Below are 23868 nucleotides of genomic sequence, written 5' to 3'. Positions count from 1 at the left end.
GAGAAAAGCCCGAATACTCCGCCGGACAGTTAAAAGAAAACAGGCGGTCTGCGAAAAAACGGAGATCTGCCACAGGGAGGGTTAGTACAATGGACTACCGTAAAGCTTATGAGGACTGGCTTTCCAGCCCGTACATTGATGAGAAGACAAAGGAAGAGCTGAGATCCATCGCCAATGATGAAAATGAGATCAAGGAACGTTTTTATACGGAGCTTTCGTTCGGAACGGCAGGGCTCCGCGGAATTATCGGCGCCGGAATCAACCGTATGAATATGTATACTGTGAGAAAGGCGACCCAGGGGCTTGCCAATTATATCCTGAAGGCCGGCGGCAAGGACAAGGGCGTTGCCATTGCCTTTGATTCCAGAAGAATGTCTCCGGAGTTTGCCGATGATGCGGCATTATGCCTGGCGGCAAACGGGATCAGGGCGTATGTGTTTGAATCTCTGCGGCCGACACCGGAGCTTTCCTATGCAGTAAGAAAGCTGGGCTGCATTGCGGGGATCAATATCACCGCAAGCCATAATCCGCCGGAATACAATGGCTATAAGGTATACTGGGAGGACGGCGCACAGATCACACCGCCCCATGATACCGGTATTATGGCTGAGGTGAAAGCGGTAACAGACTTTGCTTCCATGAAGACGATGGATAAGGCGGAGGCTGTAAAGGCCGGATTGTATGAACAGATCGGGGCCGCCATTGATGATGCGTACATTGCCGAGTTAAAGAAGCAGGTAAAGCACTGGGACAGCATTGAGGCTGAGGGAAAGAACTTAAAGATCGTTTACACGCCCCTTCACGGAACCGGAAATATTCCGGCCAGACGGGTGCTGAAGGAGCTTGGCTTTACCAATGTCTATGTAGTTCCGGAGCAGGAGCTTCCGGACGGTAACTTCCCGACGGTAAGCTATCCCAACCCGGAGGCGGCGGAAGCGTTTGCGCTGGCCTTAAAGCTTGCAAAGGAAAAGGATGCAGACCTGGTTCTGGCGACCGATCCCGATGCAGACCGTCTCGGTGTTTATGTAAAGGACAGCAAATCCGGAGAATACATCTGTCTCACCGGAAATATGTCCGGCTGTCTGCTGGCAGATTATGAGATCGGACAGAAGAAGGCTCTGGACGGCGGACTTCCCGCCGACGGTGCACTGATCAAGACCATCGTAACCTCAAATCTGGCAGATGCCATTGCTAAGTATTACGGCGTGAAGCTCATCGAGGTGCTGACCGGCTTTAAGTACATTGGCCAGCAGATCCTGAACTTTGAGCAGAGCGGAAAGGGAACGTATCTGTTCGGCTTTGAGGAAAGCTACGGCTGCCTGATCGGAACCCATGCAAGAGATAAGGATGCCATCGTGGCAACCATGGCGCTCTGTGAAGCGGCAGCTTACTATAAGACAAAGAACATGACACTGTGGGATGCCATGATCGAGATGTATGAACGCTACGGCTATTATAAGGATGGCGTGAAGGCCATCACACTCGGCGGAATCGAGGGGCTGGCGAAGATCAAGGAGATCATGGAGACACTGCGGAACAATACACCTGCGGAAGTTGCCGGCTATCAGGTGCTTTCCGCGAGAGATTATCAGAAGGATACCGTCCGTGATCTGGCAACCGGCGCCGTGACAACGACCGGTCTGCCCACCTCCAACGTACTGTACTATGATCTGAGCGACGGAGCATGGCTCTGTGTACGCCCGTCCGGTACCGAGCCGAAGGTGAAGTTCTACTATGGCGTAAAAGGAACATCTCTGGCAGATGCGGATGAAAAATCGGAGAAGTTCGGAAAAGAAGTTCTGGAAATGATCAACAAGATGTTATAGGTGCGGAGGCGCTCATAAACGAATCATTCCCGGCATAGACTGCAAAGAGAAAGCCGGGAGAATCGGAAATGAAGCCAGGATTCCATAAGCGGATCAGCCGCTTCCTGTACCTGGAGATGGAAGCAAAACGAAAAAAACAAAAGAAACTGCGGTCTGCGGCAGCATGGTTCTGCCTGCTGGCCGCAGTTTTTCTTACCGCCTGCGGACAGGGGCGCGCGGGAGAAAAGGAGGGGCTGGAGTATGAGGTCGTCACCGAGGCGGAGCTTCCGGCGGAGCTGGCATCCATCATTTCAGAAAAGAAGGAGGGCGAGTTCAAGCTGACTTATGTATGTGACGGCTCGTTGTATCTGGTGGCCGGTATGGGACAGCAGAAGACCGGCGGTTACAGCATCGGGGTGAAGGATCTGTATCTTCAGTCCGGATCCATCTGCCTGGAGCTGGAGACCATGGGGCCGGAGCCGGGAGAACCGGTGTCCAATGCGCCGTCCTGCCCGTATCTGGTGCTGCGGCTGCCGTACCGGGAAGAGCCGGTGGTATTTCTTTGAGCAGCAGGAGGAGATCATGGAGTTAATCAAAAAGCGTATCCGTATGTGTCGACTGAAGAAAAAGATTGTTTCACAGATTACTATGGACGAGGATTTTATTGTTCCGGACGTGAAGCCGGACATGGAAAAGCTGGTGCTGGAGGACGGAACGGTGGAACTGGAGGAGATCCAGCGGCTGGAGGAACGGGTAAGACTACGTGGAAAGCTGGTCTGCCGCCTGCTGTATTATCCGGCGGAAAGCGGCAGCCTCCAGTCCATGGAGGCGGAGCTTTCTTTTGATGAGATCATCAACGCGCCGGAGCTGGCAGCCAAGGACTATTTACATACGGAGGGGGAGCTGGAGGATCTGACAGTGGAAATGATCCATTCCAGAAAGGTGAGTGTAAAGGCGATCCTGACCTTCCGCCTGATCCTGGAGGGAATCGAGGAGGCAGCGGCGGTGACGGAGATTGAGTCGGAGCAGCCGGTGGAACAGCGAATCCGGCGGATCCGCGCCGCGCAGACCGCTGTATGCCAGAAGGACACGTTCCGAATCCGGGAAGAGCTGGAGCTGTCGGGAAATCAGCCGGACATGGAGGAGCTTCTGTGGACTCAGTGCCGTCTGAAGCAGGTGGAGACAAAGCCTCTGGATGGCCAGATCCGGATCCAGGGAGCTTTGCAGGTTTTTGTGATCTATCGTGGTGCGGAGGAGCATGTTCCGCCCCAGTGGATCGAGAAGGAGGTCCCTTTTTCAGGCACCATCGACCAGGCGGACGCGGTGGAAGAGATGTATCCGGAGATTCTGGTGCAGATGGGACACTGCCAGCTTGAGATCCAGCCGGATTACGACGGGGAGAACCGGAAGCTGTCCTTAGATGTGGTGCTGGAGCTGGATATCCGGCTTTATGAAGAGGAGGAGCTTTCCGTCATCAGCGATGTCTACACGCCGGTGAAGACGCTGATTCCACAGGCCGTTCCGGCGCAGATCGATGAGATTCTGGTCAAAAACTGTTCCAGAACAAAGGTATCGGGAAAGATTTCCGGTTCATTTACCGATCAGCTTCTTCAGATCTGCCATGTGGACGGAGCAGTGAAGCTGGACAGCGCCGAGCCGGAGACCGGCGGTCTTATGCTAGAGGGAGCACTCTGCGTGACGGCACTGCTCATGACCGATAACGACAGCCACCCGCTCCAGTCGGTGAAGGGCGTGATTCCGTTTCAGTACCGGGTCGAGGCCGGCGGCATGGACAAAAACAGCATCAGCCAGTTAACAACCGGGCTGGAGCAGCTTGGGGCAGTGATGCTTGGTGGTGGTGAGATCGAGATCCGTGCCGTGCTTCTGTTTGATCTTCTGGCAAGGCGGACCAGTGAAGAACAGTTCATCACTGAGATCACCGAGGAGGCCGCAGACTGGGCAGAGATCAGCCGCCTTCCGGGAATTGCAGCGTATGTGGTGCAGCCTGGGGATTCCCTGTGGACAATTGCGAAAAAATTCCATACCTCTGTGGATTCCCTGAAAAAGCTCAACAGCTTATCCGGGGAAGAGATCAAGCCCGGAGACCGGCTGCTGGCGGAAAAGATCGCGGGGTAAGGAAAGAGTAGACAAAAACACGGAAACCGCATAAGATAAAGTAGATGCAGTGCAGAATACAGCCCGCGCCGGAGAAACTTACGGGGCAGTTGACAGGCGGCGGATCGCCGGGAAACCGGCGGAAGCCCTGCCGCGGATGCAGCAGGAGACGCCGCAGCTCCATGGCTCAGCCGTGGAGCGCTGGTGGATAATACAGAGCAAGGCAGCTTCCGGCGCTTCAGATAGATGGCGTGTACGCCCGGACATCATGGCAGACAGGACAGGAAAGGCGTCACGCTTACATAGGAGGCACAAAAGAAAAATTTATGAGTGATCGAAAGTGGAATTACACGTATATGCTGAGGTGTCGGGACGGAAGTCTTTACACCGGCTGGACAAACCATCTGGCAGAGCGTGTTGCTGCCCATCAGGCGGGCCGCGGCGCTAAATACACAAAAAGCCGGGAGCCGGTGGAGCTTTGTTATTATGAGGTGTTTCATACAAAGGAGGAGGCCATGCGGCGGGAGTATGCGATCAAGCAGATGAGCCGGAGTGAAAAGCTTGCTCTGACGGAACGGAAAAACGGGAGCCGTTTTCTTCATGGTATGAAGGGTGTGATTTTTGATTTCGATGGAACCATATTTTATGACGAAGGGATTCAGGGGAAAAAAGAGGCTTACAGTCGGGAGTGTTGCCTGAAAAGCCCGGATTTTCATCTGGCGCCGGAGTTTCCGGCTTTCCTGGACAGGCTCCTGGAGGAAAAGATCCCCTTTACCATTGCCACAGCCTCCGGGAAAAACAAGGTCCGTTTTTTCTTTGAACATCTGGAGCTGGAACGGTGGTTTGATCCGGAGCAGGTGGTTTATAACGACGGGACGCTTTCGGAGAAGCCGGAGCTTTATCTGAAGGCAGCAAAGCGGCTGGCAGTTTCGCCGGAGGAGTGTATGATCTTTGAAGATTCCGTTTCCGGGCTTGAGTCTGCCAGACAGGCAGGCTCAAGCCAGATTATTGGGATCTCATTCATGAAGCCCGCAGAGGCACTGAGAAAGGCCGGGGCAGATGAAATCATAAGATGTGAGCATCTACCGGATTAACGGCATAGTTGATACAAACCGGTACATCAGGATAAAGTGGCAGAGGCTTCCGCCCATGACGAACAGATGGAAGATCTCATGGGAGCCAAACGCTTTATGTCTGGAATTGAACAGCGGTAGCTTCAGCGCATAGATAATCCCGCCAACGGTGTAGATGATCCCGCCTGCCAGAAGCCAGCCGAAAGCGGCACGGCTCAGGTTATTGAGAAGCTGGGTAAAGGAAAGAACGCAGACCCAGCCCATGCCGATATAAAGAACGGAGGAAAACCATTTGGGGCAGGTGATCCAGCAGGCCTTGATGATCATGCCGGCGATGGCAATCACCCAGATCAGGGTTAAAAGCAGTATTCCCTGAGTACCGCCGATGACGATGACGCAGACCGGAGTATAAGTGCCGGCGATCAGGATAAAGATCATCATATGATCCAGCTTCCGCAGGATCCGGTTGACTCTGGGAGAAATATCAAATGTGTGGTAGATCGTACTGGCACCGTAGAGCAGGATCATGCTGACGATGAAAACGGCCAGACAGATCACATGGATCCGGTCATGTTCCTTTGCCGCACGCAGGAGTAAGGGAAGCGCTGCAAACACTGCCATGAGCCAGCCGATGAAGTGAGTGATAGCACTGCCGGGATCCTTCGGTTTCATTTTTCTGATATATTTCATGATCGATGCCTCCTTATATACAATAACATATCATGTAGTTTTTAAAACTAGATTATCTATATGCAGATAATACAACACATATGACCGGCTGTCAAGAGGAGACCGATAAATTTTGAGGCGGCTGGCAGTACTGCGTTTGGAAAATCTGATTTGAGGAGGACATGGGAAGAGATGGGAAGCATCTGAAATGAGATAGAGGAGGACATGGGAAGAGATGGAAGTGTCTGAAATGAGATAAAGGAAGCTGTGCACATGAAACGAAAGGGTTTTGCGTACAGCTTCCTTATTTTTTAATCGCTATTTTTTATCGGTGAAAATAAGTTGGAAACAGATAATTTATGCGCATCCTACGGTCAGAAGGATGTTGGCGAACACACGCTTCTCACCGGTAGAAATGGCCAGAACAACATCAGGCTCACAGCAGAGATCATAATATTCAAAGCGTCCGACACCGGATAACGGCAGCCCCAGTTCTTCTTCGAATTCCTTGAAAATTTCGGGGGTGGAACCGTCGCCGGGGATCATGACCTCGGCCTTTTCGATTTCAATCACCGAATGGATGGCCTTCAGCACATCGGTAACGGTGGGGAGACCGGGGGTCAGTCCGAGGTAAACCTTATCGGCATCACCGCTTTTTTCAGCCAGCGGGTAATTGCCGTCTGCGATCAGGATTTTGCTTCCGTGGCCGCAGTAGGAAAGTGCGCTCATGATTTCCGGGTGGATCAGTTTTGTCGTCAGCATAAGAAATACCTCCTTAAATTCAGAATGGTTTCCGCCACAGACGGAAAAAACCGTCTGTACGGAGCCGGTTGGTTTATTTTTCGCTGTCCCGAAGCTTTCCAAGGCTTCCGCCGGGATGCCACTTTACATACTGTTTCGGAGAAACAGCTTTATGTGCCTGCAGGGCAACGGAAAGAGCCTGGAGTACCAGGGTTTCTGCCAGGATAGACATTCTGGGAGCGCGGTCAAGCGGTCCGCCTTCGCTGGGAACGCCGGCAAAAATATGTACGGCACTTTCTGCGGCGAGCCAGGAGTTCGGGTTTCCACTGACGCCGATTACCTTACAGTCATTGTTTTTAACTGCCAGGACAGTAGATCGCATTTCAGCAGTTTCTCCGCTGTTGGAAATAAAGATTACCACATCACCGGGAACAAGCTGGCCGCAGGAGCCATGAACGGCTTCTGTTCCGTGAAGGAAATAAGTCGGATTTCCGGTGGAAGACAACAGGGAAGCAATGTAACCGGAGATGTGACCGGGCTTGCCGATACCGGAAATATGGACACGTCCGCCGTTTTTCTGTGCTTCCACGATCAGATCTGCCGCCTTCTCAATCTCAGAATAATTCATCTGTTCAATAAATGCGGGCAGGTCCGTTTTTACAGTGTTAAGAAACGAATCATAAGCGTTTCTGCATGTTTCGTCCATGTGAACCCCTCCAAGTCTATATTCCATTCGTATATCTGGTTTACTTCAATACGGAAGTATCAGGAACCTGACGTCCTTTTTCGTTCATAAATGCCTCTACCTTGTCAAGAGTCGGGAGCGAAGGCATTGCGCCGAGAGAGGAAACGGTCAGGCCGGCGGTGTGATTTGCAAATACAAGCGCATCTTCATAACCCCAGCCACAGCTTAAGCCGACACAGAGTGCACCAACGAAGGAGTCACCGGCAGCAGTCGGGTCAACAGCCATGATGCCGTCTACACAGGGGCTGTGGAAGAATTCGCCGCCTTCAGTATCAAGAACCGCACCGGCCTCGCCCAGAGTGATCAGGACATTTTTAACACCCTTTGCCTTTAATGCAGCGGTGGCCGCCTTTGCCTGTTCCAGGTTTACGCTCTTTCCTTCGTGCTCGATCCGGATGCCGATCATGTTGTAGGCCTCATGCTCGTTGGGAGAGATGTAAGCCAGGTGAGACAGCAGCTCATCGGACAGGGGGGCACTGGGAGCGGAGTTCAGCATAACCGGAACGCCCTTTGCATAAGCATAAGAAGCTACCAGCTCATTGATTTCCATAGGGATCTCCAGCTGTAATACCACGAGATCATAATCAGCGATCTTTTCCTGTAAGAAGGAAACATCCTCGGGGGTGATGGTCATGTTAGAACCGGAGAGAACCAGGATGCGGTTTGCGGTCTGCTTTCCGGGAGCCTCCTCCAGAATGATCATGCTGCAGCCGGAGGGCTCTGTTTCATCATAGAGCACGTAATCCGTGTTGATGCCGGCATCCTGGCAGGTTTTTAACATATCTGCGCCGTTGGCATCATGACCAAGCTTTCCGACCATGGTAACATCCGCACCGAGACGGGACATCTGAACTGCCTGGTTGGCACCCTTTCCGCCGGGAGCCTTGGAGAACTTTCCGCCGAGAACGGTTTCACCCTGTTTCGGGAATACGGTTGTCGTACCGATCTGATCCATAACAAAACTTCCAACAACAAGAATTTTAGGTTTAGCCATTGTAAAAAACTCCTTCCTATAGTATAATGATTAAAAATAAAAACGTTTTTATTTTCAGCTAACAATATTCTATCACAAACCTGTTCAAGGGTCAACGGGGGAGGAGGAACTTTATGGAACGGGAACGAAAAAACGTTACCATTAAGGACGTGGCAAAGCGTGCGGGGGTGGCGATTTCAACAGTTTCCAGAGTCTTAAACGGGCTGGATAAGGTCAGTGAGAAAACGCAGAAAAAGGTGCGGGACGCTGTGGAGGAGCTGGGCTATGTTCAGAATGCGCTTGCGGTATCCATGGTGACAGGGCAGACGAAAACAATACTTATGGCAGTGCCGGATTTTACCAATGATTTTAACGCGGCGGTGATCCAGGGAGCGGAGGAAGCCCTGAAAGCCCGGGGCTATACCATGCTGATCATTTCTACCAAGGATTATACCGAGGAGGATTATCAGCTGCTTCACCGGAGGTTTTCTGCCCTGGTGGATGGAGTTCTGGTAATTCCATCCAATCCCGATGTGATGGACTATACCTTATGGGAAAAGCCGCTGGTTCAGATCGACTGCTACCGGCCTCAGGGAGATTGTTATACGGTGGAGATCGAGAATGCCAGAGGAGCTTATCTTTTAACGGAGGCACTGATCAAAAAGGGTCATCGCCGGATTGGGTTTGTGGGCGGAATTCCCGGCCAGAATCTGGGCGGACGCCGGATTGCCGGCTATCGTCGGGCGCTGCTGGAATACAAGATCCCCAGTGATGAGTTTCTGGTGATGTACGGGTATCATTTTGAGGAGACCGGTTACAAGGGGATGAATCGCCTGCTGGATCTGCCGCCGGAGCTGCGGCCGACGGGGGTAGTGGCAGTCAATAACCTGACCTGTATCGGCTGCATCCGGGCACTGGAGGAGCGGGGACTCCATGCCGGACGGGATATATCCCTGGCCGGATTTGATGATCATCTGCTGGCAAGGTATTCAACACCCGGAATTACCGTTATCGACCGTCCGACCCTTGGCATGGGGAAAAAAGGAGCGGAGCTTCTCCTGAAGCTCCTTCGCGGTGAGCAGGTGGAGAAACGGAATATCATGGAGATCTCGCTCATAGAACGGGAGTCCATTCTGCCGGTGGAGAAGCAGTAGAAACGGTCGATGAAGCCGGAAAAAGGAAAGAAACGGAAGTGGATGGTGCTGCCGGAGTGAGAGAAGAGAAGGACAGCAAAAGTAATAAAAAACAGTGGAAAAATTTTGGTAAAAATAGCTATTTGCCAAACCGGATCAGATGTTTTATAATGACACAGAATAACGAGTAGCTGAGAGGCGTAAATCCAGTTTTGGATTTACGCCTTTTTGCGTTGTATGAAAGGTATGGTGTGTCTTCTGAGACACAGAAAGGCACATGAAAGGAGAAAGCTGTGAAAGAGAAAGAACAGAACAAAATGGCGGCGGCGCCCATGAACAGATTATTCTGGAAGATGGGGCTGCCTATGATCATTTCCATGGTGCTGCAGGCACTTTACAACGTGATCGACAGTATTTTTGTGGCAAACATGGAGGGAACCGGTGCGGTGGCCAACCAGGCATTGACCTATGCGTTTCCGGTGCAGATCATGATCATTGCGGTCGGTGTCGGAACCGGCGTGGGCCTCAATGCCCTGCTGTCAAAAAGCCTTGGAGAAAATAACCGGGAAAAAGCCAATAAAGCAGCAGGAAACGGAATCTTTTTAAGCATCTGTATTTATGCGGTCTTTCTGATCTTTGGCCTGTTGGGATCCCGATGGTTTATCTCACTGTTTACGAAGGAAACGCAGGCACTGGAGTTGGGAACAATGTATCTTCGAATCTGTACCTGTCTGTCCCTGGGCTCCATCGGATTCACGGTTTATGAGAGATTTTTACAGGCGACCGGAAAAACGATGTTATCCACCATCGCTCAGATTTCCGGCGCAGTTACCAACATTGTTCTGGATTATGTGTTTATCTATCCTCTGGGCATGGGGGTTGCCGGAGCGGCATGGGCGACGATTATCGGACAGTTTGTATCTCTGTTTATAGCCATGCTGTTTCACTATACAAAGAATAAGGAGATTGACGGTGCACCGCGCTATATTCGTCCGGAGGCAGCAGTTATCCGGGGCATTTACAGCATCGGGATTTCCGCGGCGCTCATGCAGGCCCTTTTGTCGGTGATGATGGCGGGAATGAATGCGATTCTGGGACTGGCCGATGTGAATCAGACGGTTCTCATCGGATCCTTTGGAATCTATTACAAGATCCAGCAGATTGCCCTGTTTTCAGCATTCGGCCTTTCCAATACCATGATTTCAATTTTGTCATTCAATTATGGAATGCAGGATAAGAAGCGGATCGATGACTGTATCCGCTTTGGAATTCAGGATACCGTTATTGTGTCACTGGTTTTGACGGTACTGTTTGAGGCATTTGCAAAGCCGCTGGTAAGTCTGTTCGGTCTGGCGGGCGGGACAACAGAAGAAATTATCACGGTCTGCACCCGGGCGCTGCGGGTCGCCAGCGTAGGCTTTATATTTATGGGGATTTCGGTAGCAATTCAGGGTGTACTTCAGTCGATCCGGTACGCGCTCCGTCCGCTTCTGATCTCTCTTTTGCGGCTTGTGATCTTTGTATTTCCTGTAGCATACGCCTTTACGCGGTCGCCGAGAGTGACGGAGCTTGTCTGGTGGACATTCCCCATCGCAGAGGTCCTGACAGCGGTGATTTCTCTCTTTATTTTGAAGGATTCCTATAAGAGGCGAATTGCAGTACTGGAAACGGCAGAGAAAAAGGATCAAAAAGGGGCTGGCATCTCCGGATTATACGGAAGAGGAGCTGTATGACCGGTATCTTTCTCTGGATGCAGGAAGAGAGGCTGTGATCACTCAGAGAAAGGTGATCGAAAAAATCGCAGAACAGGGGAGTGCAGTGATCGTGGGGCGTTCGGCAGATTATATTCTGAAAAATCAGCCGGGGCTACTGCGGGTATTCCTTTATGCGCCGATTGAATATAAGGTTCAGAATGTCATGCGAAAATATGGAGATACAGAAAAGGAGGCGCGGAAGCATATTCAGACGTCAGATCGGTCCAGAGCAGATTATTACAGTGTGATCACAAATCGTGCCTGGGGAGATAAGCAGGGATACGATCTCTGCATCAATACCGCAATGGGTGATGAGGCGGCGGTGGAGCTGATCTGTACCTGTGCGAAAGAACAATCAGTACGGTGATGAAGCCAGAAGAATGTGGATGTTGTGAAATTTTGTGTTTGCTGAAAAAAATCCCCTGATCTGTGCTATAATAAAAAAGATAGCAACAAAAAGAAAAAGCAGTGTTTACTGTGGGGAGTGATTGTATGCGACGAATCTTGCATAGTATGGGGGATACGCTCCGGACGAACTGGGGCGGAATCCTCCTTTTTGAAATGATATACAGGCTGTTTTCGACAATTCTGATCGTAGAGACGGCGTCCCATGGGATCCGGTTTGCGCTGAAAAGGGCAGGGTTCAGTTACCTGACGGCGAAGAATGCGCTGCGTTTTCTCTGCTCTCCCATAACGATCCTGGTATTGCTGGGACTGGTGTTTCTGATCCTGTTTTTAATTTGTCTGGAGATGTGTGTGCTTTATACGGCATTTCAGGCCGGAGTTGTCCGGGAAAAAATGAGTCCGGTGAAAATGCTGGTGTTCGGAGTAAAAAATCTCTGGGAGCTGTTTCAGACGGGAAACAAGCGGGTAATTTTACTGAATATCAATTTTTTTCTGCTGATGCAGGGCTGGATCTGCATCCGGCTTCTGGGACATGTCCGTCCGCTCAGCTATCTGATAGCGGCTGCCGCAGGAATTAAGCTGGTGCAGATTTTAAAATGGGTTCTTCTGGCGGCGCTGGCAGCAGTGGCGGTTTCCTATCTGTATGTGCCGGTGATTGCAACGCTTCGGGATATTTCCTTCCGGGAAGCCACGGAAAAAGGGAGGAAGATTTTTAGACGCTGCTGGATCCAGACGCTGGCGCTGCTGTTATGTGCCAATGGCGCGACGCTTCTCTTTTACTATGGTGTACAGTTTCTGGCAAAGGTGATTGCAACGCTTCTGGTGGTGCTGTTTGCAAACAAATCAGTGGAGCTGGCATTGATTCTGACCATCAGCCATGAGATTGAGGTTGTGGTGCTGATCGTCGCTTCAGTCCTTGGGCTGTTCCTGAATCAGGGGATCATGACTTTTTTACTGTACCGTTATCAGAATCCCAAATATCAGTGGGAGATTCCGCCGTATCATTATCAGCTCCCGATGAAGGTGCGCCGTCTGATGACGGTTCTGGTCGTAGGAGCGCTGGCGATCACGGGTGCGGTTTATGCCTACGACAGCGTTTACACCGGTGCAGTGAAAGCAAGCTCTGTGATTTCAGCGGCCAAGATCACTTCTCACCGCGGGAATTCCTATGAGGCGCCGGAGAACACGATTCCGGCGATCCAGGCGGCCATTGACAATATGTCGGATTATGCGGAGATCGATGTGCAGGAGACAAAAGACGGTGTGGTGGTCGTGTATCATGACGCCACCCTGCGGCGGATCACCGGTGATACGGGGCGGCTCTGGGAATATACCTATGAAGAGCTGCTGATGAAAGATTTCGGAAAATGGTATTCAGACGAGTTTGAAGGAACGCAGATCCCAACGCTGGCCCAGGTGCTGGAACTGTGCAAAGGAAAAATTAATCTGAATATCGAACTGAAAGCAAACAAGATGAGCGACACGCTGGTGGACAAGGTCCTGGCGTTAATTGAACAGTACAGTATGGAAAATCAGGTGGTTTTGAGTTCAACCAGTTATCGTTATCTGCGAGAAGCAAAAGAACGGCAGCCGTCTGTTAAAACCGGTTACATCCTCATGGCAGCGTATGGATATAATTTCGATGATGAGAATATTGACTTTTTCAGTATTCGTTCCAGCTTTGTGACGCAGGCACTGGTGGAAAATGCGCATGGAAATGGTAAAGAGGTTCATGCCTGGACGGTTAATACCAAATCGGAGCTGAGTCGTCTGAAGCGTCTTCAGGTCGACAACATCATTACAGACCGTCCTGTCCTGGCCAGAGAGATCCTGTATCGGGAGAAAGATACGGAAGGGATCTGGGAGTTCTTTAAGCTGGCACTGAAAACCGGAAAATGAGATACAAAAAAGCGAGCGGAAATCCACTCGCTTTTTCGATTTCTGGTTTAATTACAGCTTTACTACGTTAGCTGCCTGCTTGCCACGGGGGCCTTCAACGATGTCGAAAGTTACAGACTGACCTTCGTCAAGAGTCTTGAAGCCTTCGCCAGTGATAGCGGAGAAATGTACGAATACATCCTCGCCGCTCTCAGCAGTGATGAAGCCATAGCCTTTTTCAGAGTTAAACCACTTTACTGTACCGTTGTTCATTTTAGGTACCTCCATTTATATAGATTTCCATGTTACGTGTGTTTTCACATACAAAAATTCACATATTATTACAGACCATCGAGTAAACATAATCTCTAATAATATGTGAATTACTTTAAATCTGTGAACACAGTCTCATTATAACAGAAATCCCAGGAATTACAAGCAGTTTTTGCATAGAATGTTCACAAAATTTTTAAAAATTTAAAAATCAGAAACAACAGGGAAAGGTTTCATTTTGCTGTGAGTTATGTTATACTGCGTAATGCGACAAGCAGTGCAAACAGCTGGGGTCATTGCCTGAAGAAAGCTTGCATTTGCAGGGAAATGACCCCAGCTGTTTATAGGGCGTCCGCCCGACAACGAGGAAAACCGAAGGTTTTTCGAGTATGCACTGCGTGGATTGCACGCGGATAAAGCGCAGATCGCGCGCGGATAAAGTGCGCAGATCGCAGGCAATTGCACTGCCTCAGAAATCAGAAAGGAATGGAAATCAGAATGAAAAAAAGTATTGCGGTTATGCTTGCTGCAGTCATGACATTATCCATGGCAGCATGTGGAAGCAAGAAATCCGATGACACGACAGCAGCGGCGGAGACGACCGGTGCACAGGAGACAACAGCGGCAGCCGGGGAAACATCTGCGGCTGAAATGCCGGAGTATGTAAGCGCCTTTGACCTTGGAGATATCTCCGAGTATGTGGAGCTGGGCGAGTACAAGAACATTGAAGTGACCGAGCAGGACACGACGGTTACCGATGAGGATGTGGAGAAGGAACTTCAGTCTCAGGTGGAGAATGCAACTCCCGAATATGCGCAGATCATGGAGGGAACCGTAAAGGACGGTGATGTGGTCAATATCGATTTTGTCGGCAAAATGAATGGAGAAGAATTTCAGGGCGGAAGCGGAAGTGATTTCAACCTGACCATCGGTTCCGGCCAGTTTATTGACGGTTTTGAGGATGGACTGATCGGAAAGAATGTTGGAGATACGGTGACACTGGATCTTACGTTCCCGGAGGATTATTCCAAGACGAACACCGAGCTCAACGGTGCGGCTGTGGAGTTTACCGTAACAATCAATTATATCCAGGGCGAGGAGCTTGCAAGAGAACTGAATGATGCATTTGTTCAGAAGCAGACAAATGGTCAGTATAATACCGTGGATGAGTATCGTGCGTATATTCGTGAGGATCTGGAGTCCTCCAATCAGGACACTGCAAAAAAAACGGAGATTAATGAGGCATGGGGCAAGATTAAAGAAAATGCCACATTCAAGAAAGATCCGGAAGAGCTGATCAACTATATTCACGACAGCCAGATGTACCAGTTTGAAAGCATGCTTTCCATGTATGGAGTAGATAAAGCGACCTATCTGGCCCAGATGGGACAGACGGAGGAAGAATTTGAAGAGAGCCTGATGGATTATTGCAGAGATTCGGCTCAGACCTCCCTTCTGGTTCGTGCGATCATTGAGGCAGAGAACATTGACCTGACGGATACGGAGTATGAGGAGGGACTTCAGACTCTTGCCAAAGAGAATAATATGGATGCCGATACCATGAAAACGACTTATGCAGAGGCGATGCTCAGAGATGTTCTGAGACAGAGAAGGATCCAGGATTTTGTTGAGGAGAACCTTGTAAGAGTTCCGGCAGCAGAAACCAGTGCAGCAGAAACCAGTGCAGCAGAAACCAGCGCAGCAAACTAAAAACAGAAGCATATAAAAATGAGCCGCTTATTCCGGACTGTGAGGGAATCCCTCTGTGGAACAGGCGGCTCAGTTTTTGTGCCGAAAAGCGTTCTGGTACAAAGCATATTCGTTTCTCGGAAAACCGAAAACTTAATCAGCGAATCCTTCGGCGCGGTTCTTCGGATCAAACAGATGATTATACTGGAGGATCTCGTAATCGTTCAGCAGATCCTTCACCTGATCAAAGTCATCGGCGCTGTAAAAGTTTCCCTCTGCATCATAGCAGTAGTTGGCAGTGAGGACGGGGAGCTGCTCGCGCAGGCTGGTTAAATAGTCCTGATAAGCGGTCTTTTTAAGGCCCGCAGTGTCCATAAGCAGCGAGCTTAAATAGTTGGCGCTGATATTGATTCCTTCGGCTTCGTCAATGTCATAGTTTGCCCAGAGGACAAAGGGCGTCTGATAACGGAGGGAAAGCTCCTCTTCGGTCAGATCATCGTAATCCTTGCCATAAAGCTGTTCCAGAAAGCTGGTTTCCACATTGGGCTGATGATCGCCGAACATGAGAACAATGGTTTTTTCCTCACACTGAGAAAAGTAGGAGATCAGCTCCCGATAAGCATCATCGGTCTTTTTTAACAGTGTCAGATAGGCGTTGATGCGGGGGAGCTTCCGATCATCCATGTCTTCGACCGTGATGGAGCGGGTGAAGTCTGTCCAGTCCTTGGAATAGCCGCCATGGTTCTGCATGGTGACAAGGAAAGAGAAAAACGGGCCGTTCTCCTTCTTTTCTTCATAGGCCTTAATGACTTCTTTGAAGGCTGATTCATCGGTGATGTAGCCTCTGAGCCGTTTTTTGTAGGTGAAGTCGCCATTGAACAGGCTTTCCTCAAAACCAAGAAGCGGGTAGATCTGATCCCGTTTCCAGCCGGTGGAGTTATACGGATGCAGCGCTGTGGTCGTATAGCCATAGCTCTTCAGGAGCGATGGGAGAGCCGGAAGCTCGCCGGTAATAAACTGCTGGTAAGGAATACTTCCTGTGGGCAGAAACGCCATGGTGTCACCGGTGAGAAATTCAAACTCCGTGTTGGCTGTGTTCCCGCCGAGGACCGATACCCGAAGATTTCCAGAGATGGTATTTTCGCTTCCGTACAAGGAGCGGAAATACGGGAGATAATCTTCGGAGGTTTCAAAATCGCCAATGACGGAAAGATCTGAAAAGGCCTCATTCATGATGACAATGATATTGGGCTTTTCTTCAGCCTGAGAAGAAGAGGACGAGCCGGGGGCTATAGGACTTCCGGAAGCAACAGCGGTACTGCCGGAAGCAGATTCCTGAACAGAAGCGTCTTCGCGTGCGCCATCCAGAAGCTCCTGTGCTTTCTTTGCAGAATAGCCATCTGGTTTTTCCACCTTTAAATATTTCGTGTTTACCAGGAAGCTTACATAAAATCCGTTCTGTTCGTAGGTGTAATCCTGGGTGAAGGGCATTTCATAAACATCCAGATAATCGGTGATGGATTCATTCTGAAGGCAGAGCACATAAAGAACGGACAGAACTGCCGCGCCGGTCAGCCCGCCGAGACGGATCAGCCAGTGCTTTTTCAGCCGGAGTTCCACCTTGATGCTGAGAAGGATCAGCACAAGAAATCCGATCAGGCTCAGGATGAGCCTTGCAGACGGAGTAAAGGAAAAATGGTCTGCCACCGATACGGCGGTTTTCATGGATGCGATATCCCATGGCAGGATCGGCGAGGAACGGAATTCCAGAACAAAGTAGTTGACTGTACCAAGAATCGCCTGGAACAGTGTGCCAAGGATCAGACTTACGTTCATACACCCCGTTAAGAAAAAGAGGATCGCTGTAAACAGCCAGACAAACAGCCAGCCGAAAAGCTGGAGCTGAAAAGGGATTTCAAATGGATTATGAGTCAGCGCCTCCAATAGATAGTAGGCGAGAACCGGAATCACAAGTGTCATGACGGCCACAAGCCATCGGGGATATGTAAGAGATTTCAAACGTTTCAATGGGGTACTCCTTATAGAAAGAATTACAAAGACTGCCCTAATATTATAAAGCATATTTTGGAAAATTCAATGGGCACTGAACCAAAACGATGATCAGGATTTTGACTTTGTCCGGCCGGTATTATATAATAAGAATTAAATAAATGAACCGGATCCGGGAAAGTATAAGGACAGACTGATTAATGTGAGGGATAATTATGAGATGGAATTTTAAAAAGATCGAAGCGGAGGATGTGGAGATTCTTCCACGCTTTTATAAACTGCGATCCAATAAGACTTGTGACAGTGTTTTTCTGGATACCTTTTTATGGAAGGATTATTATCATGTAGAGTACTGCGTGGTGGACGAAAAGGCTGTGGAGTGGAAAATGAAGGTGGACGGTGTGCCGTTTGCGGCTCTGCCGCTGTGCACCGAGGAGGATCTTCCTTATTATTTCTTTGATATGAAGAACTATTTCAATGAGGAGCTGGGCGAGAAGCTTCGGATTTATCTGGCGGACGAGGAGGCGGTAAAGCTCCTGGATCTGGATCCGGAGCAGTTTGATGTGGTGGAAAATACGGATGCGGCAGATTATCTGTATGACGGAGAAGCGCTGCGGACGCTGGCCGGGAAAAAGTATCATAAAAAGAAGAATCATGTGAATGCGTTTATGAAAGAGTATGAGGGGCGGTATGAATACCGGACGCTCTGCTGTTCCGATCGTGGAGATATGTGGAAATTCCTGGATCGCTGGCGCGCCATGAAAGGTGCTCAGATGGAGGGAACGCTGGATCCGGAGGTGGAGGGGATCCACAGCATTCTGAATCAGTGCAGTGATCTTGGCGTCCGCATGGGCGGAATCTATGTGGATGGCCAGATGGAGGCATTCACCATGGGCAGCTATAATGAAGCAGAGGATATGGCAATCATTCATATTGAGAAGGCAAATCCGGAGATACGCGGTCTGTATCCGTTCATCAATCAGCAGTTCCTGGTTCATGAATTTCCAACAGTAAGTCTGGTAAACCGGGAGGATGATGTGGGGCTGCCGGGACTGCGGAAAGCAAAGCAGTCCTATAATCCGATCGGATTTGCCAAAAAATATCAGATCAGGGAGAAGTAAGGTGAAGGACTGGATAGCAAGAAGGCTTTCCCGGCAGGAAAAACCTCTTTGCAGAGCACTGTGGCGGGAGATTTTTACAGAGGATTCGGAGGCGTTTCTGGATTATTATGACCGCTGGAAGACAGAAGAAAATCAGTGCTATGGAATTTTTGAGGAAGACCGGCTGGTTTCTATGCTGGAGCTGAATCCATATCGGCTGATGGTACTGGGGCATGAAGTGGAGAGCCGCTATATTATTGCCGTGGCAACCAGGCCGGAGTACCGCCATCAGGGGCTTATGAAGCGGCTGCTGAAAAAAAGCCTGGAGGATATGCGGACGGAGGGGCTTCCGTTTTTGTATCTTATGCCGGCGGCGGAGGCGATTTATGATCCGTTCGGATTTCGGTTTATCTATGAAGCAAATGCGGGGACGGGAATCAGTTCAGCGCCGGATCGGATCACTGCAAAGGTGCAGCAGGATCCGGAACGGAGCATGTCGGAAATCCTGGAGTTTTCCGACCGTGTACTTCCGCATATTTCCGACTGCTATACCAGGCGGGATGCGTCCTATTATCGAATGCTTTTGGCTGAGCTGAAGAGTGAGAGCGGCGGATTGGTTCAGGTACGGGAGCGGGACAGAATCATCGGTCTTGTTCCGTTCTGGGGCGGGAAAAATCCGGAGATCCGGGAAATCCTGTCATTGCCGGAGGATGGTGAGGCGGTGTTGAGAGCGGCGGTTTCGGAAATCGCCGGCCATGGACAGAACCAGCCGGTTGACGGGCCGGTTCCCGAGATAAAAATTCCGGTCATGGGGGCATCGTTCCCAATGGAGGAAAAGAAACCGGTCATTATGGCGCGGATCTGCCATGCAGGACGATTTCTGGAGCTGTTTCGGTTGAAAAAAGGGAATCTGGAATTGGAGCTTCATCTGACGGACGCGCTGATTCCGGAAAACAGCGGCGTTTACCGGTGGTATCTGACGGAGCACGGAAGCCGCGCGGAAAAATCCGGAAGCGGGAACCATGATGCAAAAACGGTTTTCTGTACCGAGGCGGAGCTGGTTTCCTGGCTCCTTGGAAATCGGACGGAAGGATTCCCGAAGCAGGTGCAGACCTGCCGGGCGCCGTTTATCAATGAGATCGTATAGAAAGAAAAGCAGGAAAATCAGAAGACGGAATGTGTTTGCCGGACAGAAAGGAGAGCGGACAGATGGATGAGCGGGAACAGTTGAAGCAGTGGGTCATGGAAAGTGACAATATCGTATTCTTCGGAGGCGCCGGTGTGTCTACGGAGAGCCATATCCCGGATTTTCGGAGTGTGGACGGGCTGTATAATCAGGAGTATGAATATCCGCCGGAGACGATTTTAAGCCATACCTTTTTCGAGCGGCATACGGAGGAGTTTTTCCGGTTTTATAAAAAGAAGATGCTTTTTCCGGAGGCTGAGCCAAACAAGGCGCATCTGGCACTGGCGAAGCTGGAACAGGAGGGAAAACTGAAGTCGGTGATCACCCAGAACATCGATGGGCTGCACCAGAAGGCAGGCAGTAAGGAGGTTCTGGAGCTCCACGGCTCGGTGCTCCGCAATTACTGTACCCGCTGCGGAAAATTTTATGATGAGGAATATGTGCGTCATGCAAAGGGGATTCCGCTTTGCTCCTGCGGTGCGGTGGTGAAGCCGGATGTGGTGCTTTATGAGGAAGCACTGGATTATGGAACCATGCAGCGGGCTATCGCGCGGATCGCAGCGGCAGAGATGCTGATCATCGGAGGGACCTCGCTGACAGTCTATCCGGCGGCCGGCCTGATTGATTATTATCATGGAAAAAAGCTGGTTCTGATCAACAAGAGTGCGACATCCATGGACGGCCGGGCAGATCTGATCATCAAGGCGCCCATCGGAGAGACTCTGGGCATATTTTTATAGGAGGAAAAAGATGGATTTTCAGCTTGGAGATATTGTAAAACTGAAAAAACCTCACCCCTGCGGCAGCAGCGAATGGGAGGTCCTGCGGGTCGGTATGGATTTCAGGTTAAAGTGCATGGGCTGCGGCCACATGATCATGGTGCCGCGAAAGCTGGTGGAGAAAAACTGCCGCGGACATAAGCGGGCCGACGGAACCGAAGTAAAAGGAACATAAAAAATACCGAAAAAAAGGAACATAAAAAGTGCTTGCCAAACAGGGAAAAGCATGATAAAATCTAGATTTGTGACAGTATTTATTCCTTGCTCCCCGGTGAAACAGACAGGGGGCCAGAGACCAAAAGGAGGTAAACAGCATGAACAAGTATGAATTAGCAGTTGTGCTGAGTGCAAAGCTTGAAGAGGAAGACAAAGCAGCCGCTTTAGAAAAAGTAAAGGGCTACATTACCCGTTTCGGCGGCACCATCACAAACGTGGATGAATGGGGCAAGAAGAGACTTGCTTACGAGATCCAGAAGATGAAAGAGGGATTCTACTATTTCATTCAGTTCGAGTCTGATTCTAACTGCCCTAACGAAGTGGAAAACCATATTCGTATCATGGAGCCTGTAATCAGATATTTGTGCGTAAGACAGGACGCGTAATCAGGGAAAAGAGGAGATTACATGAATAAAGTCATGCTCATGGGTCGTCTGACCAGAGAACCCGATATCCGTTACTCCCAGGGGGAGAACGCAATGGCAATCGCCAGATACACATTGGCGGTAGACCGCAGATTCAGCCGCAGCGGAAACGGCGGAAATGATCAGTCTGCTGATTTCATTTCCTGTGTCGCTTTCGGAAGAAGCGCAGAGTTCGCTGAGAAGTATCTTCATCAGGGAACCAAGATCGTAGTGACCGGTCATATCCAGACGGGAAGCTATACCAACCGGGATGGTCAGAAGGTATATACCACTGATGTTGTGGTGGAGGATCAGGAGTTTGCAGAGAGCAAGAGCGCTGCTGCACAGAACGGCGGAGGTTCTTCTTACCGTCAGGAATCCAGACCCCAGCCCAGCAGTGCGGTCGATGATGGGTTTATGAACATCCCCGATGGAGTAGAAGACGAAGGTCTCCCGTTTAACTAAAACCAGTTACGATGATATGAGATGAAGGAGGTTTTAACCATGGCTTATACAAAAGGCGATAGAGCAGATTCTCCTATGAAGAGGAGAGGCGGACGCAGAAGAAAAAAGGTTTGTGTATTCTGCGGAGATAAGAACGGTGTTATCGATTACAAGGATGTTGCAAAGTTAAAGAGATACGTATCTGAGAGAGGAAAGATCCTTCCCAGAAGAATCACTGGAAACTGCGCAAAGCATCAGCGTGCCCTGACGGTTGCAATCAAGAGAGCAAGACACGTTGCACTGATGCCTTATACAATGGAATAAGATCCGGAAATAAAACTGGCGGGACGCTTCGGCGCCCCGTTGTTTTTGTTTCATAGGAAAGTTCGTCCTATGAAATAAAAAACGCTCCGCGGGGATCGCACTGCGGCGGAATGGAAGATTGCCGCTTTGCGGCCCGTCACAGAGTGAATATTCACTGCAAAGGGTGAATGAAGGGTGAATATTCACTTTCGGCATTGAAAAAAGTGAAAAACGGGATATAATAAAAATAAGATGGATCGGAGGTGCAGTATATGGAATATGAAAGTGAACGTATGGAATATAAATCCAGGCTGACAGATGAAATTTACAAGGAAGTCATTGCGTTTGCCAACACAGAAGGCGGTGTGATTTATATTGGAATTGATGATCAGGGGAAAGTGGTTGGCATTGATTCGGTAGATGAAACCTATACACGTCTGACTAATGGAATCCGGGATGCCATCCAGCCGGATGTGACGATGTTTGTACGCTATGTACTGCAGGATAACCACGTGATTCGCATTGAGATTGGCGAGGGGAGTTATAAGCCGTATTATTTAAAAGGAAAGGGGATTAAACCAGCCGGGGTATATGTGCGTCAAGGAGCAGCCAGTGTACAGGCGTCTCCGGAGCAGATCAGGCAGATGATCAAGGATTCAGATGGTGATGTATTTGAGGAAATGCGTACCATGCAGCAGGATCTGACTTTTGAGGAGGCGAAAGCAGCATTTAAACGATATAAAGTTGTGTTTTCGGAAGATAAGTTTATCGCGTTGGGATTACGGAATATTCATGATGATCAGTATACCAATCTGGCGCAGCTTCTTTCCGATCAGTGTCATCATACTACGAAGATCGCTGTGTTTGGTGATTCGGAGAATCTTACTTTTAAAGATGCAAGGGAATTTGGCGGATCGATTTTTAAGCAGCTTGATGACAGTTATGCTTATCTTGCATTATGTAATCGGACAGCTTCGAGGTTTCAGGGACTGGAACGGGTTGACAAATCCGATTATCCTGAGGCGGCAATTCGTGAAGCATTATTGAATGCTTTTGTTCATCGGGATTACAGTTACAGCGGCAGTATCATTATCAATGTCAATGATGAGTGCATGGAATTTATTTCCATCGGCGGATTGCTGCCGGGGCTGTCGGCAGAGGATATTCGCAGTGGTATTTCCCAGCCGCGGAACCGCAGGCTGGCAGAGATTTTTCATCGGCTGCGTTTGATTGAATCATATGGTACGGGGATCCGTAAGATTTATGCGCTGTATAAATCTTGTCCGGTTCAGCCGAAGATTGAAGTGACCCATAATACGTTCAAATTGCTGCTGCCGAATATGAATGCCGCTTCATCTGAGCAGACTGACCAAATTAAAAAGGCGGATAATGAGATTGCGGATTCTGCTGTTACCCCGCAGATGAAAATTGTTCTGGATTATCTTCGGGAATATGGAGAAATGAATGACGAAGAGTTGCAAGAATTGCTGAATATCAAAAAGACGAGAGCTTATCTGCTGACCCGCCAGATGAATGAACGCGGATTGCTCGAAATCAACGGGCGGGGAGCAGGAAAAACGTACCGGCTGAAATAACCGAAATTCTTATAATTTCACCTTCACAAAGGGATGTCCCATGGCGGGAATCACTTTTTCCACCAGATCACTGGTCCGGAATCTGATACTGGAGGTGTTGATGCAAGGATGGCAGCCCACAAACTCACTGCTTAACACATCTTCATCGATCAGGAGCTGCACGCGGTGTTCGGTATCATTCATCAGTCCCAGAACGCTGACGGAGCCAGGGGTGATGTCGAGGAACTGTTCCATGTATTCCGCCTTGGCAAAAGACAGACGCGCGGAGCCAATCTGTGAGGAAAGATCCTTGGTGTGGAATACTTTGGTGTCTGGGATCATCAAAAGATAGAATGAGGTCTCCTGCCGGTTGCATAAAAACAGGTTTTTGCAGATCACGGCCTGTAACACCTTGTCGATTTCCTGACAGATCTCCATGGTCATGGCCGGTTCGTGGTCAACCCGGTCATAGGAGACGCCCAGCCGGTCAAGCAGGTCGTATGCACGAAGCTCTTTTTCCGTCCTGCCTGCGGTGTCCGCAGGCCTTCCATGCTGTAATTCCATTTAGTTATCCTCCATATGCAAGTAATTGCGGTGTG

Annotated in this window: 24 protein-coding genes and 1 pseudogene; 18 read left to right on the top strand and 7 right to left on the bottom strand. The window is 49.8% G+C overall.

The genetic code is table 11. The annotated features are described in order from the left end of the window. Positions 1–89: 89 nt before the first annotated feature. From ACTQ3K_RS10630 to ACTQ3K_RS10610, 5 genes and pseudogenes are all read left to right on the top strand, one after another. Positions 90–1826, top strand: coding sequence for a phospho-sugar mutase (locus tag ACTQ3K_RS10630; protein WP_441567825.1), 1737 nt, complete (start codon positions 90–92; stop codon positions 1824–1826). Positions 1827–1894: 68 nt separating this feature from the next. Continuing rightward, positions 1895–2371, top strand: coding sequence for a protease complex subunit PrcB family protein (locus ACTQ3K_RS10625; RefSeq protein ID WP_441567826.1), 477 nt, complete (start codon positions 1895–1897; stop codon positions 2369–2371). A gap of 16 nt (positions 2372–2387) precedes the next feature. Then, on the top strand, positions 2388–3941 hold the full coding sequence (locus ACTQ3K_RS10620) for a DUF3794 and LysM peptidoglycan-binding domain-containing protein (protein ID WP_441567827.1): 1554 nt from the start codon (positions 2388–2390) through the stop codon (positions 3939–3941). 305 nt (positions 3942–4246) lie between these two features. Continuing rightward, a pseudogene (locus ACTQ3K_RS10615) lies at positions 4247–4501 on the top strand (GIY-YIG nuclease family protein); the annotation flags it as partial. A 24-nt stretch (positions 4502–4525) separates the two neighbouring features. Further along, a complete protein-coding gene (locus ACTQ3K_RS10610; RefSeq protein ID WP_441567860.1) occupies positions 4526–5014 on the top strand; it encodes an HAD family hydrolase in 489 nt (162 codons plus the stop codon). On the opposite strand, the gene trhA is transcribed toward ACTQ3K_RS10610, so the two are convergent. From trhA to ACTQ3K_RS10590, 4 genes are all read right to left on the bottom strand, one after another. Beyond that, entirely contained in the window at positions 5003–5683 is a 681-nt protein-coding gene (trhA, locus tag ACTQ3K_RS10605) for a PAQR family membrane homeostasis protein TrhA (protein ID WP_441567828.1), read from the bottom strand. The two genes, ACTQ3K_RS10610 and trhA, sit on opposite strands and share 12 nt — an antisense overlap. 336 nt (positions 5684–6019) lie before the next feature. After that, positions 6020–6424: an RbsD/FucU family protein gene (locus ACTQ3K_RS10600; RefSeq protein WP_441567829.1), complete on the bottom strand. Its 405-nt coding sequence runs from the start codon at positions 6422–6424 to the stop codon at positions 6020–6022. Between the two features lie 73 nt (positions 6425–6497). After that, positions 6498–7109 carry an SIS domain-containing protein gene (locus ACTQ3K_RS10595; RefSeq protein WP_441567830.1) on the bottom strand — a complete coding sequence of 204 codons (612 nt, stop codon included), beginning with the start codon at positions 7107–7109 and terminating at the stop codon, positions 6498–6500. A 40-nt stretch (positions 7110–7149) separates the two neighbouring features. Next, positions 7150–8142, bottom strand: coding sequence for a ribokinase (locus ACTQ3K_RS10590; protein WP_441567831.1), 993 nt, complete (start codon positions 8140–8142; stop codon positions 7150–7152). A gap of 113 nt (positions 8143–8255) precedes the next feature. On the opposite strand from ACTQ3K_RS10590, the gene ACTQ3K_RS10585 reads away from it, so the two are divergent. From ACTQ3K_RS10585 to ACTQ3K_RS10570, 4 genes are all read left to right on the top strand, one after another. After that, positions 8256–9275 (top strand): LacI family DNA-binding transcriptional regulator, encoded by a 1020-nt coding sequence (locus ACTQ3K_RS10585; RefSeq protein ID WP_441567832.1) that lies wholly within the window; start codon positions 8256–8258, stop codon positions 9273–9275. 272 nt (positions 9276–9547) lie between these two features. Further along, complete coding sequence (locus tag ACTQ3K_RS10580; RefSeq protein WP_441567833.1) at positions 9548–10987, top strand: MATE family efflux transporter; 1440 nt, start codon at positions 9548–9550, stop codon at positions 10985–10987. Continuing rightward, positions 10908–11375 carry an AAA family ATPase gene (locus tag ACTQ3K_RS10575; RefSeq protein ID WP_441567834.1) on the top strand — a complete coding sequence of 156 codons (468 nt, stop codon included), beginning with the start codon at positions 10908–10910 and terminating at the stop codon, positions 11373–11375. Before ACTQ3K_RS10580 ends, ACTQ3K_RS10575 begins: the two co-directional genes overlap by 80 nt. Before the next feature lie 125 nt (positions 11376–11500). After that, positions 11501–13312 (top strand): glycerophosphodiester phosphodiesterase family protein, encoded by a 1812-nt coding sequence (locus tag ACTQ3K_RS10570; protein WP_441567835.1) that lies wholly within the window; start codon positions 11501–11503, stop codon positions 13310–13312. Between the two features lie 51 nt (positions 13313–13363). On the opposite strand, the gene ACTQ3K_RS10565 is transcribed toward ACTQ3K_RS10570, so the two are convergent. Further along, positions 13364–13564: a cold-shock protein gene (locus ACTQ3K_RS10565; protein ID WP_283231784.1), complete on the bottom strand. Its 201-nt coding sequence runs from the start codon at positions 13562–13564 to the stop codon at positions 13364–13366. Positions 13565–14062: 498 nt separating this feature from the next. Here ACTQ3K_RS10565 and tig point away from each other — a divergent pair, with 498 nt between their 5' ends. Next, entirely contained in the window at positions 14063–15274 is a 1212-nt protein-coding gene (gene tig / locus ACTQ3K_RS10560; RefSeq protein WP_441567836.1) for a trigger factor, read from the top strand. 132 nt (positions 15275–15406) lie between these two features. On the opposite strand, the gene ACTQ3K_RS10555 is transcribed toward tig, so the two are convergent. After that, entirely contained in the window at positions 15407–17281 is a 1875-nt protein-coding gene (locus ACTQ3K_RS10555) for an LTA synthase family protein (RefSeq protein WP_441567837.1), read from the bottom strand. Between the two features lie 197 nt (positions 17282–17478). Between ACTQ3K_RS10555 and ACTQ3K_RS10550 the strand changes: the two genes are divergently transcribed. From ACTQ3K_RS10550 to ACTQ3K_RS10515, 8 genes are all read left to right on the top strand, one after another. After that, positions 17479–18384, top strand: coding sequence for a DUF2156 domain-containing protein (locus ACTQ3K_RS10550; protein WP_441567838.1), 906 nt, complete (start codon positions 17479–17481; stop codon positions 18382–18384). 1 nt (position 18385) lies between these two features. Beyond that, positions 18386–19510 carry a GNAT family N-acetyltransferase gene (locus tag ACTQ3K_RS10545; protein WP_441567839.1) on the top strand — a complete coding sequence of 375 codons (1125 nt, stop codon included), beginning with the start codon at positions 18386–18388 and terminating at the stop codon, positions 19508–19510. Positions 19511–19572: 62 nt separating this feature from the next. Next, positions 19573–20289 carry an NAD-dependent protein deacylase gene (locus tag ACTQ3K_RS10540; RefSeq protein WP_441567840.1) on the top strand — a complete coding sequence of 239 codons (717 nt, stop codon included), beginning with the start codon at positions 19573–19575 and terminating at the stop codon, positions 20287–20289. A 10-nt stretch (positions 20290–20299) separates the two neighbouring features. After that, positions 20300–20503, top strand: a complete 204-nt coding sequence (locus ACTQ3K_RS10535) for a DUF951 domain-containing protein (protein WP_441567841.1) — start codon at positions 20300–20302, stop codon at positions 20501–20503. A 139-nt stretch (positions 20504–20642) separates the two neighbouring features. After that, on the top strand, positions 20643–20930 hold the full coding sequence (rpsF, locus tag ACTQ3K_RS10530; protein WP_441567842.1) for a 30S ribosomal protein S6: 288 nt from the start codon (positions 20643–20645) through the stop codon (positions 20928–20930). 21 nt (positions 20931–20951) lie between these two features. After that, positions 20952–21413, top strand: coding sequence for a single-stranded DNA-binding protein (locus ACTQ3K_RS10525; protein WP_441567843.1), 462 nt, complete (start codon positions 20952–20954; stop codon positions 21411–21413). Positions 21414–21452: 39 nt separating this feature from the next. After that, entirely contained in the window at positions 21453–21716 is a 264-nt protein-coding gene (rpsR, locus tag ACTQ3K_RS10520; protein WP_441567844.1) for a 30S ribosomal protein S18, read from the top strand. A 251-nt stretch (positions 21717–21967) separates the two neighbouring features. Further along, a complete protein-coding gene (locus tag ACTQ3K_RS10515) occupies positions 21968–23290 on the top strand; it encodes an RNA-binding domain-containing protein (RefSeq protein WP_441567845.1) in 1323 nt (440 codons plus the stop codon). 9 nt (positions 23291–23299) lie between these two features. On the opposite strand, the gene ACTQ3K_RS10510 is transcribed toward ACTQ3K_RS10515, so the two are convergent. Continuing rightward, positions 23300–23833, bottom strand: coding sequence for a prolyl-tRNA synthetase associated domain-containing protein (locus ACTQ3K_RS10510; protein ID WP_441567846.1), 534 nt, complete (start codon positions 23831–23833; stop codon positions 23300–23302). Positions 23834–23868 lie beyond the last annotated feature (35 nt).

The sequence above is a fragment of the Candidatus Paralachnospira sp. LCP21S3_A2 genome (assembly GCF_052118925.1).
GTDB lineage: Bacteria > Bacillota > Clostridia > Lachnospirales > Lachnospiraceae > Lientehia.
Note: the sequence above shows the minus strand (reverse complement) of the source record. Positions and strands in the feature narration are given on the sequence as shown.